This window comes from Collinsella sp. SGI.178 (assembly GCF_050313495.1).
In the GTDB taxonomy this organism is placed as follows: domain Bacteria; phylum Actinomycetota; class Coriobacteriia; order Coriobacteriales; family Coriobacteriaceae; genus Collinsella.
In genome coordinates this window covers 36,613-51,752 of record NZ_JBNPLM010000015.1, presented here as the reverse complement: position 1 = coordinate 51,752, position 15,140 = coordinate 36,613, and the positions used below count along the sequence as shown (strand labels likewise).

Here is a 15,140-nt window from a genome sequence, read left to right as displayed (position 1 = left end):
GAAGATATCGACATCCATTTCCTCGGCTTCCTCGATCTGAACTTCGAGCTGGAGTTATTGGCGAGCAGCGCCGCGCCGCCGATCATGGCAGGTAGGATCAGCCACGGCGCCACTTTGCGCACCAGGCTAAACAGGGCGAAGATGCCGCCCTCGTTGTGGTTGTCGGCCTTCATGGCGATTACCACGTACTTGACCGTGCTGGTCTTGGAGGTTTGCCTCCAGTTTGGCGTGCGCCACGTGGACTCCCTTGGACATCCGGTTATCTGTCTTGGACAGATAACTTTTATGCCGTCTTTATACATACAAGAGCTGTTTGGCGCATCGGGTAATTTTTGACAATAATCTCCATCTGGGGATTATTTATGTACGCAGGTAGCATTTCAAAACAGGGGCGCATCCGCTGTATGGCTTTGCTGCAATGTAATAACTGCGGACGCGCTCCTGCTTTGAAACTGAAGAGGGAACTTTTAGACGCGTGCTGCCTGAGCGATACCGGTCTTGGCGCCTGAGCGTTTACCGGCGAGTTCGCAAAAGATCGCGCCGCCGATGATAAGCACGGCGCCCATCAGGCGGACCGGTGTTATGACTTCGCCCAAAAGGGCGGACGAGAACACGACGGCCGAAAGCGGCTCGAGGTAGCCGACGACAGCGACGGTCTGCACGGGCAGTTTGGCGACGGCGCTAAAGTAGAGCAGGCAACCGATGCCGGTGTTGACGATGCCGAGCATAGCGACGGCGCGCCAATCGATGGTTGCGGCGATACTGGCGGACAGGAATGAGGGGGTGCCTTGGGTGACGAGTGTAAGGACCAGCGCGGTCACAAAGGCGGCGCTCACCTGGAGCGCGGAGTTCTCGAGGCCTTCGATGTGCGGTGCGCCCTTGCTGGCGATGACCATCAATGCATAACAGAAGGCCGAGGCGATTCCGCAGACGATGCCCGCAATGGGCATATTGCCGCCTAGACCTTGCGCTGCAATGAGAAAAGCGCCGCAGGCGACTGCGATAAACCCGGCGATTTTGCCACCGGTTAGTTTTTCGCCAAAGATAAACGGCGAGAGGGCCATGACGATGATGGGGCCGCAGTAGTACAGCAGCGAAGAAACGCCGACGCCGATCGTCTGATAAGCGCGGAACAGAAAAATCCAGCTGGCGCCCAGCGCGGCTCCCGAGAGGAGGAGGGCTGCGGCTTCGCGGGGGCGAGAAGGCGCCTGCAGCTTATGGCGCTGGGTAATGGCGAGGATGGCGACAAGCGAAAGGGCTCCCAGAAAAGTGCGTAGCAGCACGATATCGGAGCTCGGGAGTGCGATGGCCGCAGCGATGATGCCGTTGGAGCCAAACAACAACAATGCTGCTAAATACGTAATCAATCCGTTGTTCATGCGCTGCCGTCCCCTCTATATCTGTGCATGTTCACTATGGGTGAACTGGCTTTAGAAGAAAAGCGAATATAATGCATGGAAAACATGACAAAAACTCATGCAAAGGTGGAGGCATGTCGTGGAAACGAATATTCAAAAGATGCAGGTGCTGCTGGAGACCGTGCGCGCTGGAAGCTTTACGCGTGCTGCCGAGCGCCTGAGCTACTCGCAATCGGGCGTGAGCCGCATGGTGGCCGATCTTGAGGCCGATTGGGGCTTTAAGGTACTCGACCGCAGTCGTGAAGGTGTTGCTCTTTCTGCCGACGGGCGGCAGGTCATGCCGGCTGTCGAGGCGCTCTGCGAGGAATTCGTTCGCTTGCAGCGACGGGTGGATGAGATGCGCGGGCTCATGCGCGGCAAAATCTGCATCGGTACGTTTTCGAGCGTGGCGACCCACGTGCTGCCGCCGGTGATTGCGCGTTTTCGTGCTGATCATCCAGACGTCGATTACGAGTTGCTGATGGGCGACTATTCAGAGATTGAACAATGGGTGGCAGAGGGTCGCTGCGATCTGGGCTTTATCCCTCGTGAGCCCCGAGAAAACGGCATGACATCGCTGCCTTTGGTGCGTGACGAGTTAATGGCGGTAGTGCCGTCAGGCTCGTTGTTTGCCACGGCGGAGGTCGTCTCTCTTGCCGACTTGGCCAACGAGCAGTTTATTCTGCTAGAACGCGGCACCGATGACGAGATTACGCCGCTGTTTCGTCGGGCGGGACTGGCAGTGCACTCAAAACTGTCGACCTGGGATGACTATGCGATTATGGCTATGGTCGAGGACGGCCTGGGTGTGAGCATTCTTCCCGCGCTCATCATGCGCCGCTGTCAGTTCGATGTTGCCGTGCGTCCGCTCGAAGGGCATCCCCATCGGCAGATCAACGCCATATATCGAACGGCCGATGTTTCGCTTGCCGCCGCCCGTTTTCTCGAATACCTCTAAATGGGCGCACGTCGTTACCGCCTTGGGATAAATCTTGAGGTTTGGGTCATGTTATTTTTGAAATTGAACTTTTAGAAATAGCACGGCGCTATACTGCTTGCTAAATTGAACCTTGGTTCAATTCGTGTTCTATAAATTGAACTTTGCCAGCAAGGAGGTTCCTGTGACCCAAGAGACGTTTAGCGATCGCCTGCGACAGGCTATGTCCGATCGCGACGTTCGCCAGTCGGACGTAATCCGCGCATCGGAGATGCTCGGCAAAAAACTCGGCAAGAGTCAGATGAGCCAATATGTGAGCGGCAAGACGATTCCGCGGCGCGATGTGGCAGAGCTGCTCGCCCGCATTTTGGAGGTCGATGTTACCTGGCTGCTCGCCGGTGACGCCGATCAAGGCGAGACATCATCGACCCACAACGTTTCCAAGCCCGAACCCCATCCCTCAGATCAAATTGCAAGGAGCACCACCATGCGTACTTTTTCTAAATCCACCAAACTCGAGAACGTTCTGTATGACGTGCGCGGCCCCGTTGTCGACGAGGCAGCCCGTATGGAGGACGAAGGCGAGTGCATCCTCAAGCTCAACATCGGTAATCCGGCGCCCTTTGGTTTCCGCACGCCCGATGAGGTCATTAAGGACATGCGCCAGCAGCTGCCCGACTGCGAAGGCTATTCCAACTCGCGCGGTCTGTTCTCTGCGCGCAAGGCGATCATGCAGTATTCGCAGATCAAGGGCCTGCCCAATGTTCAGATGGAACATATCTACACGGGCAACGGCGTGTCCGAGCTCATTCAGCTTTCGATGAACGCGCTGCTCGACAATGGCGACGAGATTCTGATTCCCAGCCCCGATTATCCGCTGTGGACGGCGTGCGCAACTCTTGCCGGTGGACATCCCGTGCACTATCTGTGTGACGAGCAGGCCGATTGGTATCCCGATCTGCAGGATATGGAGTCCAAGATCACGAGCGCGACCAAGGCCCTCGTCATCATCAACCCCAACAACCCCACGGGCTCTGTCTATCCGCGCGAGGTGCTCGAGGGCATCGTTGAGATCGCGCGCAGGCACCAGCTCATGATTTTTGCCGACGAGATCTATGACCGCCTGTGCATGGACGGCTACGAGCACGTCTCCATTGCATCGCTCGCCCCCGACCTGCCCTGCATTACGTTTAGCGGCCTGTCCAAGTCGCATATGATCGCGGGCTATCGCATTGGCTGGATGGTGCTTTCGGGCAACCAGCGCTGCATGAGCGACTTCATCATGGGCATCAACATGCTCTCCAACATGCGCCTGTGCTCCAACGTGCCGGCCCAGTCGATCGTCCAGACGGCGCTTGGCGGCCATCAGTCGGTTAACGACTACATCCGCCCCGGCGGTCGTGTCTACGAGCAGCGCAACTTTGTGTATGAGGCGCTCAGCAAGATCGACGGCATCTCGGTGGTCAAGCCGCGTGCGGCGTTTTATATCTTCCCCAAGATGGATGTTAAAAAGTTCAACATCACCGATGACGAGCAGTTTGCCCTCGACCTGCTGCACGAGAAGAAGATTCTCATCACGCGTGGCGGCGGCTTCAACTGGGCTGAGCCCGACCACTTCCGCATCGTGTACCTGCCGCGCATGGAAGTGCTCAAAGAGTCGCTCGAAGACCTCGCCGATTTCTTTGACCATTACCGCCAGTCCTAATTGGTTCCGCCGTTCTACCGAACGGCGGACCGCTTGACGCTACGCGAGCCGCATTCACGCCAATCTGACGTTCAATTTCGAGGGCGCGACCAGAAGGTCAGCGCCCTCTCATTTCACGTCACCTTGGCGCAAATGCGGCTCGCTCGCTGTCGTGTGCTCAGCCTGCGTCGTTACCATGATCCAAAGGGGACGGAGGAAAACAGATCATTTTCCTTGACTCGCGGAACTATATAACGACGCCGTTGCAGTGGTCGATTTCGTGCTGGATGATCTCGGCGGTGTAGCCCGAGAAGTTTGTGATGCGGTGGACGAAGTTCTCGTCCAAATACTCCACCTTAATGCGACGATAGCGGGTGCAGGGACGCTCGCCGATCAGCGAGAGGCATCCTTCGCTGGTCTGATAGGCATTGACCTGCTCAAGAATTTGAGGGTTGTACATCAGGAGCGTCCTGTTGCCGTCCTTTACGCAGATGATGCGTTTGCGCACGCCGATCATGTTGGCGGCGAGCCCCACGCACTCGTGCTCATGCTCGTGGAGCGTATCCAGGAGGTCCTGCCCGATTACGGCATCGTCGGGCCCTGCGTCTTCGGAAGGCAGGCGCAAAAAGAACTCGGATTTCATGATGGGCTTAATCATGGCGGGCTCCTTAAGGTGGACACGTTTGGTTCAGGCCATGATACCGCGACATGTCGCATTAATGTGTGCATATAGATTCTGCAGCTAGATTGGATGGCGACACCATAAACTAAGGGACGTTTTGCCGAGAGGCATGAATGTTTAAAGCGCAAAGAGTGCGCGACGGGCCCCGCGAATGGGGCGATGATGCCCGAGAGGGCCAAGAAGGAGTCTCATGTCCGAGAACGAAGAGATCATGAACGAGACCGAGAACGAGACCATGGCTGCCGAGGTCGAGGCAGTCGAGACCGTGGAGACCGAAGCTACCGAGGTTGAGGCTGCTGACGAGGTTTCCGCCGAGGAGGAGGCCGAGGTTGTCGAGGCCGCCGTTGATTACGATGACGAAGAGCTGATGGACAAGATGCAGAAGGCCGCCCGCCTGCTGCGTAGCCGTCGCTTTGCTATTTCCAAGGAGGAGGAGGCCAAGGCCGAGCGTATGGCGAACATCGAGCGCGCCATCAAGCTCCTTGACCTCAAGCCCAAGATGGAGCAGAAGGAAATGTCCGATCTGCTGGGCATGCGCCTTCGTGAGCTCGATGGCCTGATGGCCGAGGCCGAGGCTGCCGATCTGGTCGGCCGCATCGACAACGCCGAGGGCGATATGCGCAAGATCGTCGTCTTCGCTGCCGAGGATGCCGCTGAGGGCCTGGTCGAGCTTGCCAACAAGAAGGAGAAGCTCCTGCCCGAGCTTTCTTACGAGGAGGCCACCGAGCTGATGGCCGCGCTCGATAAGGTTATCGCTCCGCTCGTCGCCATGGGTCTGGACGAGGATCGCGGTCCTCGCGGCGGCCGTGACGACCGTGGTGGCCGTGGCGGCGACCGTGGCGGTCGCGGCGGCTTTGGCGACCGCGGTGGCCGTGGCAGCGACCGTGGTGGTCGCGGTGGCCGTGGCGGCTTTGGTGACCGTGGCGGCGATCGTGGCGGTCGCGGCGGCTTTGGCGGCAACCGTGGTGGCTATGGCGACCGCGGTGGCAACCGTGGCGGCTTCGGCGGCAACCGTGGCGGCGACCGCGGCGGTCGAGGCGGCGACCGTGGCGGCCGCAACGGCGGTGGCTTCCGCGGCAACCGTTTTTAGTTACGGCGTTTTACCAAACGCCGTAACGGGCCGACGCTGCAAGCCCGCCAGAGCGGCAATCTGCCTTTCAACTTCGGCGGCATGACCAGAAGGTCAATGCCGCCTCGTTTCAAGGCACCCTGCTCGCGTGTACGGGTTTTCGCTGTCGTTGCCAAAACATCGGCGTTGCCTTGATCCAAACCTGCCAAAAAGGGACAGGTTTATTTTGGTCGGTATTATCTGGGCAAACGTGGCCGTCTATCGCAATGTAGTCGTTGGGGACGTTCTTGTTTGACTAGTCGTTTGAGAACGTCCCCAACGACTACATAGCATGAGAGTGGATAATCTCCCGGTTTGAGCCTGCATCCAAGCTCAAAGTGGGGGATTTCCACTCTCATTTGCTATGCGTCCGAAAATCCACGTTCGTTTGTTTTCTGCCTACATTTGGAGGAAGAGCTCGTGGAGGCGGGTGTCGTCATCGAGTTCGGGGTGGAAGGTTACGCCGAGCTGGTTGCCCTGGCGCGCGGCGATGATTCGTCCGTCGACTTTCGCTAAGGCCTTGGCATTGCCGTGCACCTCGACGATGCGGGGTGCACGGATAAACGTTAACGGCACTTCACCGTCGATACCGCCTACCTGCCCCTGGGTGCGAAAACTGCCGAGCTGCCTGCCATAGGCATTGCGCTCAACGAGTATATCCATGGTTGCCAAGCGCGGTGTCCCCTTGTCATCGTGGGCGGCAAGGTCGCGCGCCAACAGAATCAGACCGGCACAAGTTCCCAGTACAGGCATGCCTTCAACAATGCGGGTACGAAGATCCTCGAGCATATCGAGTTCGGCAAGTAGCTTGCCCTGAACGGTGGACTCGCCGCCGGGAAGTACCAGACGGTCAAAGTTCTGCTGCAAATCGGCCGCCTGCCTCAGCTCAATACAGTGTGCGCCCAGCTCGGATAGTCTTGCTTCGTGCTCGGCAAAAGCGCCTTGGACCGCCAGCACGGCGACCGTTTGGTCTGCATAATCGCTCATGGGCGATCCTTTCTGCCGGACTAGCGCCCGCGCTCTTCCATGATAATCTCGATCTCGTCGGCGTTGATGCCCACCATGGCCTCGCCCAGGTCCTCCGAAAGCTCGGCAATGAGTTTGGCATCGGTGAAGTTTGCCACGGCCTTGACGATGGCGGCGGCGCGCTTGGCCGGGTTGCCGCTCTTAAAGATGCCCGATCCCACAAAGACGCCCTCGGCGCCCAGCTGCATCATCAGCGCGGCGTCGGCGGGGGTCGCTACGCCGCCGGCGGCAAAGTTCACGACGGGAAGCTTGCCCGTGGCATGGACCTCGCGGACCAGCTCGACCGGAACCTGCAGTTGCTTGGCTGCCTCAAAGAGCTCGTCATCGCGCAGGGCAACAACGTCGCGGATCTGCTTTTGAATCTTGCGCATGTGACGCACGGCCTGGACGACATCGCCCGTACCCGGCTCACCCTTGGTGCGAATCATCGTGGCGCCCTCGGCAACACGGCGCAGCGCCTCGCCCAGATCGCGGGCGCCGCAGACAAACGGCACGTCAAACTGGGTCTTGTCGATGTGATAGACGTCGTCGGCAGGGGAGAGAACCTCGGACTCGTCGATGTAATCGATCTCGATGGCCTGCAGGACCTGCGCCTCGACAATGTGGCCGATGCGGCACTTGGCCATAACGGGGATGGAGACGGCCTCTTGGATGCCCTTGATCATCTTGGGGTCGCTCATGCGTGAGACGCCGCCTGCGGCACGGATGTCGGCCGGGATGCGCTCGAGTGCCATGACGGCGCAGGCGCCCGCCTCTTCGGCGATGCGTGCCTGCTCGGGCGTGGTGACGTCCATGATGACGCCGCCCTTGAGCATCTGCGCGAGCTCGCGATTGAGTTTGACGCGATCGGCCTTGCTGGTCTGTTCTGCCATGGTTGCTCCCTTGGTTGGCATGTGCATTGCTTGACGGAACATCCTATCGGGGAGCTGGGTATGGCGAAATACTCAGTTTTCGAGATAATAATAAGGCCAGACTAATACCAGATTGAATGACTCAATAAGGTCAGGTGATAAACTCATGCTTGACTACAATTTGGAAAAACGCGGCGAAGCATCGCTCTATGAGTATATTTACCAGCAAATTCGAGATGATATCGTTGCTGGACGCATTGCGGCGGGGGAGCATCTTCCGTCTAAGCGCGCCTTTGCCAATCATCTGAGAATCAGTGTCATTACCATCGAGAATGCATATAGCCAGTTACTTGCCGAGGGCTATATTTGCTCAATGCCGCGTCGTGGTTACTACGCTTGCAAGCTTCCGGATGCACCGGTTTTGGCTTTGGCTGCAGAGGGCATCGACCGGGATGCCGTCTCTGCGGGTTCCGGCGCGCATGATGTCAACGGACAGGTCGAGCGATTCGATGCACTTTCTCCTTCTGCTTTGGAGGCGGCGCGGCTTTGGCAAAGCGCGCTGCGGGCGACGCTGGCATCCGAAGACGAGCGCGAAATCTTTTCGACCGCGCCGGCACAGGGCACCACTCGGCTACGACGCGCAATTGCCCACCATCTGCGCGGGACAAGGGGCATGAATGTCGACCCCAACAACGTTGTTATCGGTGCGGGCGCCCAGCTGCTCGATACCATGTTGGTTCAGTTGCTTGGCGCCGACAAAGTGTATGCCGTTGAGGACCCGGGCTATTTGCGCCTGACGCGCATCTATCAGGCTATGGGTTGCAAAGTTCGACATATCCCGTTGGATGATGAGGGCGTAGACTTGAGCGCTCTGCAGAAAACTGGGACCGATGTCCTTCACCTGATGCCGTCCCATCAGTATCCGACCGGCCTTGTGACGAGCATTGCGCGTCGCTATGCGCTGCTGAGCTGGGCCGCCGAGCGACCAGGTAGATATCTCATCGAAGATGACTTTGATTGCGAGTTTCGTCTGGCCGGCAAGCCGATTCCCGCGCTTGCTTCGATCGATGCCGCTCAATCGGTTATCTACACCAACACGTTTTCGAAGAGCCTTTCATCGGCGTTGCGTCTAGCGTACATGGTGTTGCCCGATGAGCTGATGGAGCGGTTTAGGTGCAACCTTGGTTTCTACGCCTCGTCGGTGAGCTCTGTCGACCAGGTCGCTTTGGCTCGTTTGCTGGAATCGGGTGATTACGAGCGACATGTGAACCGCGTGCGCGTTCGTGCTCGTGAGGCGCGTGATGGCCTGGCGGCGCTTGTACGGAATGCGTTTCCAGTAGGAGAGGTTTCGATCGAGCATGCAGACGCAGGCCTTTACTGCACCGTGGTTGCGGAGCGGGGAACGGGCGGAAGCTCTTTTGCGCAGGCCCTCACGCGCTCGAGCATCCCTTTTATCGATATCAGTAACTGTTATTGGTGTGCCGATGGCGCATCTGTCCCTGAAAACTCAACTCAAATTCTTGTCCAGTATGACGACCTGAGTCCGGAGGTGCTTAATACCCTGGAATCGCAGCTAATGGGGCACTCTGTAACCTAAGTGAGTAGACTTTTAGCACTTTGGCGACCAGACAGTTTTGTAACAAGCTATCTACCTGTGGTTTTGAGAAGTGGGATCATCGGTTTGCTCGGGATGTCCCAAAAAGTCTACTCACTTGCCGCGCAAAGCTTCCGCATGAGAAAAAAAATGGGGTTTTCAACAGGGCTTCGTCCAGTTCTCGGTAAGATTTTGGCCAGTTGGGGGGGCTGTTGAAAACTTTGCAGTTCGTTCGGCTCCATTTTTGGTGCGTTCGCGCCAATGAGAGACCGACTGGGTTGAAATTCGTGCTTTCCTGTGCTTATGAAGGATCTACTTTGTGACATATCGGCTTTTAGGTACTGGCGTTTGCCCCCTCAAGTCCGCGCTTTGTGTCCTCCGCTTCCGCGGCCGGATGAAGACCGGCAGCGATATGACCTCGTCCGCAACCCGACGGCTGCGGTCGCGCTCGGTTTTCCGTTGTATACATTGGTTCGGACGAGAAACAAACGGACTTGCCCTGCCAACATTAGGCAGCGGCTGTTTCTTGGTGAACTCCCCAGGGAATCCGTGCTGGAAACGGAGCATGGATTTTTGGTCACGTCTCCTCTACTGACGGCATTTATCATGTCTCGACATCTGACGGATCTCCAACTTCTGCTGGTATTGGCGGAGATGTGCGGCTTGTTTGCGGTATGCGCCCTGCCGGCGGCACTTGAGGTGGAGCTTTCGCGTGCAATTGATTCGGGTACGATTTCGACAACGTTGGGTTGGGTGCGCTACCCGTCCGAGGGCGGCACCGCCTCAAATTTATGGCGTCGCGACGCTTTGGTTTTGGATGGGGACCTCGACCGTTTTTGTTCAGATGTTTGCGGGATGCGTTACGGCAATCGATTTATGGCGGTATCGCATCTCGTTCCATTGGGTGCCGCCTCGCCTTTTGAGGTCGAGGCGTATTTGTTGCTTGGACTGCCGCGAGCCCTGGGAGGTGAAGGGTTTTGCGGCATAGAGCTCAATGTCAAAGTGGTGCTAAGCACAAGTGCTCGAGCGATTGTAGGAAAGACCCGCGTATATATCGATCTACTTCTTTCCTCGCCGGACGGGAGGCGGCAGGTGGCCATTGAATGTCAGGGAAAGGCCTCGCACGGGCGCGCGGGGGATGGCTTGCGTGACGCTGACCGCATGACGGCGCTTCAAGCCATGGGCTACGACGTGCTTCTCCTGACACACGGACAGATATCCGATGAGGATAGATTCCGTGCGATCGTTAAGGCCGTATGCAGGATGCTCGATGTTGAATATCGCTATAAAAGCTCGGATGAGCAAAGGGCTGAGGCATTACTCCGTTCTGAACTATTCGTTGACTGGACAAAATTGGGAGTAATCGACGGAAAGATGTCCATTGGACACAAAACAGCTCGATCGTGGACGGCGCGGATCTAAGTGAGTAGACTTTTGGCGTGATGGCGACCAGGCCGTTTTGCAACAAGTCATTTACCTGCGGCTTTATAGAGCAATATGGATGGTCTGCTCGGCAAGTTCCAAAAAGTCTACTCACTTAGTTTTTGACGAGAAGTCGATGCCGAAAGTGGCCCTATTTCAGGGCGTTAACGAGTTTATGAGACACGAAAAAAGGCCCGAACCATGCGGTTCGGGCCCTTTAAAGTTAGAGATTATCTCTCAGGCGGTTGGCTTAGCCAAAGTAGCGCTTGAGCAGGCCGGCGAAAGCCTTGCCGTGGCGGGCCTCGTCGCGAGCCATCTCGTGCACGGTATCGTGGATGGCATCGAGGCCAGCGGCCTTGGCACGCTTGGCAAGATCGGTCTTGCCGGCGGTGGCGCCGTTCTCGGCCTCAACGCGCATCTCGAGGTTCTTCTTGGTGGAGTCGGTCACGACCTCGCCCAGGAGCTCGGCGAACTTGGCGGCGTGCTCGGCCTCCTCGTGGGCAGCCTTCTCCCAGTATAGGCCGATCTCGGGATAGCCCTCGCGATGGGCGACGCGAGCCATGGCCAGGTACATACCGACCTCAGAGCACTCGCCCTCAAAGTTGGCGCGCAGGTCGGCAACGATGTCCTCGGAGACGCCCTCCATCTTGGCGACGCCCACGACGTGCTCGGCAGCCCACTCGAGCTTGCCCTCCTCCTGCTTCAGGAAACGAGAACCGGGAACGCCGCACTGGGGGCACTTAAAATCCTCGGGCAGCTGGTCGCCGTCGAACTCTTCCACATAACCGCAAACGGGGCAAACAAATTTCATGATTCGATCCTTTCGATGGATGGCGATGGGGCGCTTGTCCGATCCCGTAAGGGCCCTCTCCGGACGTGCGTCTTGACGAGTTCTATTATCCATAAATGCAACAAAATGTGAAGCCTATTAGGAATGATTTTTGATAAAACAATTTTGAGATATGAAGATGTTGATTGATTAACGATTGGCGGGCCGCCTGCGAGCTCCGATGAGTAGAATCGGTCGAGCAAATGTTGACCAATCAACAAATGAGGGAGTTTCCTTTATGCATCTAGCCCACTGCGCCTGGTGCCGAACGTATCAAACGGTTTTCGCATCGCATTGCCGGTGCTGCCCTATACCGAGCCACGCATTCTGGAGCATGCTGAGAGAGCGCCTGCCAGGCCATTATCGGCTTTGGCGGTGGCTCGGCCATGGACTGTGCCAAGGACGTGGGAGCACGCATCGCACAGCCAAACAAGCCCATCAACAAGATGCGCGGTCTGCTGCGCGTCCACCGTCTCCTGCCGCTGCTTATTGCGGTTCCCACTACCGCCGGTACGGGAAGCGAAGTTACGCTCGCGGCGGTTATCACCGATGACGAGACGCACTACAAGTACCCCATTAACGACTTTGTGCTTATCCCGCGCTTTGCGGTGCACGACCCCGAGTTTACGCGCGGTCTGCTCGCCTCCATTACGGGGCAGACGGGCATGGACGCCCTGACGCATGCCGTCGAGGCCTTTATCGATTGGGTCGATCGAATGAACGCCGCCTTGGACATTCCCAAATATGTGACGGGCATTCGCCGCTCTGACATTCCCGAGACGGCGGCGCATGCCGATGTCGAGGCCAATCCGCTGTACCCCGTTCCACTTTTGATGGACCGTTTGGAGCTGATGCGCATGTACGAGGTCGTCGCGGGTGGTATGTTTGAGGGCGAGAACTAGGAGGGTCCATGAACACCGAGGAAATTGCGCGCATCGTCGGAGACCAGCGCGTCTACTTTAAGACGCATGCCACGTTTGATGTCGATGCTCGACGTCGTGCGCTCGTGAGTTTACGCGATGCGGTGCGGGCCCACGAGGCCGATATTGCCCATGCGCTCAAGACCGATTTGGGAAAGTCGCATGACGAGGCGTATATGTGCGAGATCGGCACGTCGCTTTCCGAGATTCGTCATCAGATCGCGCATGTGGCTCGATGGAGTCGTCCGCGCCTGCGTCCGTGCGACCTTGCCAACGCCGTGAGTGTGTGCAAAACGCAAGCCGTGCCCTATGGCGTCACGCTCATCATGGCCCCGTGGAACTACCCGTTTTTGCTAACGCTCGAGCCGCTCGCCGGCGCCCTTGCCGCGGGCAATACTGTGGTCATCAAGCCGAGCGCCTATGCTCCGGCATCGAGTGCGGTGCTCAAGCAGATCTGCGAAGAGGCATTTGATTCGTGCCTGGTGACAGTTGTCGAGGGCGGGCGCGCCGAGAACGAAGCGCTGCTCGATGAGTGCTGGGACAAGATCTTCTTTACCGGTAGCGTTCCGGTCGGCAAGCTCGTCATGGAGCGCGCAAGTAAAAACCTTACGCCCGTGACGCTTGAACTGGGTGGAAAGAGTCCCTGCATCGTGGATGCGACGGCAAACTTGAAGGTTGCGGCACGGCGTATCGCCTTTGGTAAATGGCTCAACGTGGGGCAGACCTGTGTGGCGCCCGACTACCTGCTGGTCGATACGCGTGTGCATGACGAGTTGCTGGGCCTCATCAAGGAAGAGGCGCGCCGTATGTTTGGCGAGCATCCGCTCGACAACGAGGATTACGGGCATATCGTCAATGCCAAGCATTTTGCGCGGGTGCATGGGCTAATCGATTCCGATAAGGTCGTGCTTGGAGGTGCTGCGCGCGAGACTTCGCTCAAGATTGAGCCGACAATTTTGGACGGCGTGGCCCCCGATGACGCCGTGATGCAGGAGGAGATTTTCGGTCCCATCTTGCCGGTGCTGACGTTTGAGAGCCTAGACGAGGCCGAGACGTTTATTACGGATCGTCCGACGCCGCTGGCCCTGTATATCTTTAGCCAGGACCGTGAGGTTCAGCAGCGCTTTGTGCGTTACGTGCCCTTTGGTGGCGGTTGCGTCAACGACACGATCATGCATCTGGCTACGAGCCATATGGGCTTTGGCGGCATGGGAGCGAGCGGTATGGGGCAGTACCATGGACGCGAGAGCTTCGATACGTTTAGCCACAAGAAGAGCATCGTGAACAAGGCAACGTGGCTGGACGTGCCATTTCGCTATGCCCCTTACGCAAACTGGAAGCACAAATTCGTGCGCATGTTTGTGCATTAAAATCAGATGGCGTAGGGACAAACGGTCGAAAAGACGCAGGCAGGATGAATTTGTGTCCGCACGGACCCGTAGACTTCTCAATAAGGTTAAACGCCGTTTTATCCGGCCGTTAGGGGAGTTGCCATGTACGAGCCTTCACGTGTTCTTCTGTCGTTTCACATTGCGGGATTTCAGTATGCCGACGGCGCTTTGGTCCTGGGCGATCTTAAAGCGGGCGATAAACTGACGCTGTGCGCCGAGCGCGATAATCCCCATGATCCCGAGGCGGTTGCGATCTACTACGGCAACACCAAGCTTGGCTATGTTCCGGGAAACGAGGTCGGTCCGCTGTCCTTGATGATGTATTACGGCCATGAGGACGTATTTGAGGCCCGCGTGCAGCAGGTTGCCCCCGAGCGTAGCCCGTGGCACCAGGTGCGCGTTGGCCTCTATGTGGTGGATGCCCGCTAATCGGTAAGGGAGGCTGCCATGTTTGATGACGATGACCTGTTCGATCTGACGGACGATTCGTTTGAGTGGGATATGCTACTCGACGACGATGAGCTGGAGCAGGACCGTAAGATGCGACAGGACAAGAAAACTCAGGGTGATGCGTCGAAAAAGAAAGACAAGCGCCGTCGCGGACTGTTTGGCGGGCTCTTTGGGTAACTGCCGCATCGCTGCGTCTGTATACTTAGCACGAGTTGGACGCGTTGCGAAATGAGGACTGAGACGATGATGTGGTTTACCGCCGACCTGCACCTGGGCGACACGAATATCTTGCACGACATGGACCGACCGTTTGGCTCGGTTGAGGAGATGAACCGCAAGGTCATCGATGCCATCAATGAGTGCGTGGCTGCGGATGACCGCCTCTATATTCTGGGTGACTTTACCTATCGTTTGCCCCTGGCGGAGGCGGAGCGCCTGCGTAAACGCATTGAATGCCAGAACGTGACGCTCATCCGTGGTAACCATGACGGCGACTGGGAAGATCCCGACGTGCCGCAGATTTGGGAAGACGTGCGTGATTACCTGGAGATTGCCCCCGGCTATGCCAAGGGTCATCGTCTGGTTATGAGCCACTACCCCATGCTCAGCTGGAATGGCAAGGCACGTGGCGCCATCATGCTGCACGGGCATATCCACAGCAGGGGAGACCGCACCAATACGCGCAACCGCGATCGCGAACGTCCTATCTTTCGCTACGATGTCGGCCTCGATGCCAACGAGTACAAGCCCGTAAGCCGTGACCAAATCCTAGGCTTCTTTGGATTGTAATTCTCGAACCGTCACACAAAACGCCACAAAGGGGACGGGCACCTTTGTGGCGGTTCTGGC

At 57.5% G+C, this 15,140-nt stretch carries 14 protein-coding genes and 2 pseudogenes; 10 read left to right on the top strand and 6 right to left on the bottom strand.

The features are described 5' to 3' along the window. A pseudogene (locus ACQRAQ_RS05775) lies at nucleotides 1-200 on the bottom strand (KUP/HAK/KT family potassium transporter); the annotation flags it as partial. A gap of 267 nt (nucleotides 201-467) precedes the next feature. Continuing rightward, the gene (locus tag ACQRAQ_RS05770) at nucleotides 468-1,379 is read right to left on the bottom strand and encodes a DMT family transporter (RefSeq protein WP_427719773.1); all 912 of its coding nucleotides are present in this window, start codon (nucleotides 1,377-1,379) and stop codon (nucleotides 468-470) included. Between the two features lie 118 nt (nucleotides 1,380-1,497). Here ACQRAQ_RS05770 and ACQRAQ_RS05765 point away from each other — a divergent pair, with 118 nt between their 5' ends. Together ACQRAQ_RS05765 and ACQRAQ_RS05760 are read left to right on the top strand one after the other, a co-directional pair. After that, a complete protein-coding gene (locus tag ACQRAQ_RS05765; protein ID WP_370450624.1) occupies nucleotides 1,498-2,355 on the top strand; it encodes a LysR family transcriptional regulator in 858 nt (285 codons plus the stop codon). 202 nt (nucleotides 2,356-2,557) lie between these two features. Further along, entirely contained in the window at nucleotides 2,558-4,039 is a 1,482-nt protein-coding gene (locus ACQRAQ_RS05760; RefSeq protein WP_427747912.1) for an aminotransferase class I/II-fold pyridoxal phosphate-dependent enzyme, read from the top strand. A 226-nt stretch (nucleotides 4,040-4,265) separates the two neighbouring features. Here the strand turns inward: ACQRAQ_RS05760 and ACQRAQ_RS05755 are convergent, their stop codons facing one another. Then, nucleotides 4,266-4,676: a peptide deformylase gene (locus ACQRAQ_RS05755; protein ID WP_427794212.1), complete on the bottom strand. Its 411-nt coding sequence runs from the start codon at nucleotides 4,674-4,676 to the stop codon at nucleotides 4,266-4,268. A gap of 214 nt (nucleotides 4,677-4,890) precedes the next feature. Between ACQRAQ_RS05755 and ACQRAQ_RS05750 the strand changes: the two genes are divergently transcribed. Then, nucleotides 4,891-5,790, top strand: a complete 900-nt coding sequence (locus ACQRAQ_RS05750; RefSeq protein WP_427794211.1) for a hypothetical protein — start codon at nucleotides 4,891-4,893, stop codon at nucleotides 5,788-5,790. Nucleotides 5,791-6,207: 417 nt separating this feature from the next. Here the strand turns inward: ACQRAQ_RS05750 and pdxT are convergent, their stop codons facing one another. Next, a complete protein-coding gene (pdxT, locus tag ACQRAQ_RS05745; protein WP_427794210.1) occupies nucleotides 6,208-6,795 on the bottom strand; it encodes a pyridoxal 5'-phosphate synthase glutaminase subunit PdxT in 588 nt (195 codons plus the stop codon). 20 nt (nucleotides 6,796-6,815) lie between these two features. Next, complete coding sequence (gene pdxS / locus ACQRAQ_RS05740) at nucleotides 6,816-7,706, bottom strand: pyridoxal 5'-phosphate synthase lyase subunit PdxS (protein ID WP_154517081.1); 891 nt, start codon at nucleotides 7,704-7,706, stop codon at nucleotides 6,816-6,818. A 145-nt stretch (nucleotides 7,707-7,851) separates the two neighbouring features. Between pdxS and ACQRAQ_RS05735 the strand changes: the two genes are divergently transcribed. Further along, on the top strand, nucleotides 7,852-9,282 hold the full coding sequence (locus ACQRAQ_RS05735; protein ID WP_427794209.1) for a PLP-dependent aminotransferase family protein: 1,431 nt from the start codon (nucleotides 7,852-7,854) through the stop codon (nucleotides 9,280-9,282). A 546-nt stretch (nucleotides 9,283-9,828) separates the two neighbouring features. Then, nucleotides 9,829-10,701: a hypothetical protein gene (locus ACQRAQ_RS05730; RefSeq protein ID WP_427794208.1), complete on the top strand. Its 873-nt coding sequence runs from the start codon at nucleotides 9,829-9,831 to the stop codon at nucleotides 10,699-10,701. A 250-nt stretch (nucleotides 10,702-10,951) separates the two neighbouring features. Here the strand turns inward: ACQRAQ_RS05730 and ACQRAQ_RS05725 are convergent, their stop codons facing one another. After that, a complete protein-coding gene (locus tag ACQRAQ_RS05725) occupies nucleotides 10,952-11,512 on the bottom strand; it encodes a ferritin family protein (protein ID WP_154517090.1) in 561 nt (186 codons plus the stop codon). A gap of 374 nt (nucleotides 11,513-11,886) precedes the next feature. Here ACQRAQ_RS05725 and ACQRAQ_RS05720 point away from each other — a divergent pair. From ACQRAQ_RS05720 to ACQRAQ_RS05700, 5 genes and pseudogenes are all read left to right on the top strand, one after another. After that, a pseudogene (locus ACQRAQ_RS05720) lies at nucleotides 11,887-12,432 on the top strand (iron-containing alcohol dehydrogenase); the annotation flags it as partial. Between the two features lie 8 nt (nucleotides 12,433-12,440). Next, nucleotides 12,441-13,820: an aldehyde dehydrogenase gene (locus ACQRAQ_RS05715; protein ID WP_427794207.1), complete on the top strand. Its 1,380-nt coding sequence runs from the start codon at nucleotides 12,441-12,443 to the stop codon at nucleotides 13,818-13,820. Nucleotides 13,821-13,943: 123 nt separating this feature from the next. After that, nucleotides 13,944-14,270 carry an HIRAN domain-containing protein gene (locus ACQRAQ_RS05710; RefSeq protein WP_117655201.1) on the top strand — a complete coding sequence of 109 codons (327 nt, stop codon included), beginning with the start codon at nucleotides 13,944-13,946 and terminating at the stop codon, nucleotides 14,268-14,270. 18 nt (nucleotides 14,271-14,288) lie between these two features. Further along, entirely contained in the window at nucleotides 14,289-14,468 is a 180-nt protein-coding gene (locus tag ACQRAQ_RS05705; RefSeq protein WP_154517096.1) for a hypothetical protein, read from the top strand. Between the two features lie 51 nt (nucleotides 14,469-14,519). Then, complete coding sequence (locus tag ACQRAQ_RS05700; RefSeq protein ID WP_427794206.1) at nucleotides 14,520-15,080, top strand: metallophosphoesterase; 561 nt, start codon at nucleotides 14,520-14,522, stop codon at nucleotides 15,078-15,080. The last annotated feature ends 60 nt before the right edge of the window (nucleotides 15,081-15,140 follow it).

Bases quoted from the DNA above. Each gene is read 5' to 3' on its own strand.
- pdxT (WP_427794210.1), bottom strand. From the start codon at position 6,795: ATGAGCGATTATGCAGACCAAACGGTCGCCGTGCTGGCGGTCCAAGGC.
- ACQRAQ_RS05725 (WP_154517090.1), bottom strand. From the start codon at position 11,512: ATGAAATTTGTTTGCCCCGTTTGCGGTTATGTGGAAGAGTTCGACGGC.
- ACQRAQ_RS05705 (WP_154517096.1), top strand. From the start codon at position 14,289: ATGTTTGATGACGATGACCTGTTCGATCTGACGGACGATTCGTTTGAG.
- ACQRAQ_RS05750 (WP_427794211.1), top strand. From the start codon at position 4,891: ATGTCCGAGAACGAAGAGATCATGAACGAGACCGAGAACGAGACCATG.
- ACQRAQ_RS05755 (WP_427794212.1), bottom strand. From the start codon at position 4,676: ATGATTAAGCCCATCATGAAATCCGAGTTCTTTTTGCGCCTGCCTTCC.
- ACQRAQ_RS05770 (WP_427719773.1), bottom strand. From the start codon at position 1,379: ATGAACAACGGATTGATTACGTATTTAGCAGCATTGTTGTTGTTTGGC.
- ACQRAQ_RS05715 (WP_427794207.1), top strand. From the start codon at position 12,441: ATGAACACCGAGGAAATTGCGCGCATCGTCGGAGACCAGCGCGTCTAC.
- ACQRAQ_RS05710 (WP_117655201.1), top strand. From the start codon at position 13,944: ATGTACGAGCCTTCACGTGTTCTTCTGTCGTTTCACATTGCGGGATTT.
- ACQRAQ_RS05735 (WP_427794209.1), top strand. From the start codon at position 7,852: ATGCTTGACTACAATTTGGAAAAACGCGGCGAAGCATCGCTCTATGAG.
- ACQRAQ_RS05700 (WP_427794206.1), top strand. From the start codon at position 14,520: ATGAGGACTGAGACGATGATGTGGTTTACCGCCGACCTGCACCTGGGC.
- ACQRAQ_RS05760 (WP_427747912.1), top strand. From the start codon at position 2,558: ATGTCCGATCGCGACGTTCGCCAGTCGGACGTAATCCGCGCATCGGAG.
- pdxS (WP_154517081.1), bottom strand. From the start codon at position 7,706: ATGGCAGAACAGACCAGCAAGGCCGATCGCGTCAAACTCAATCGCGAG.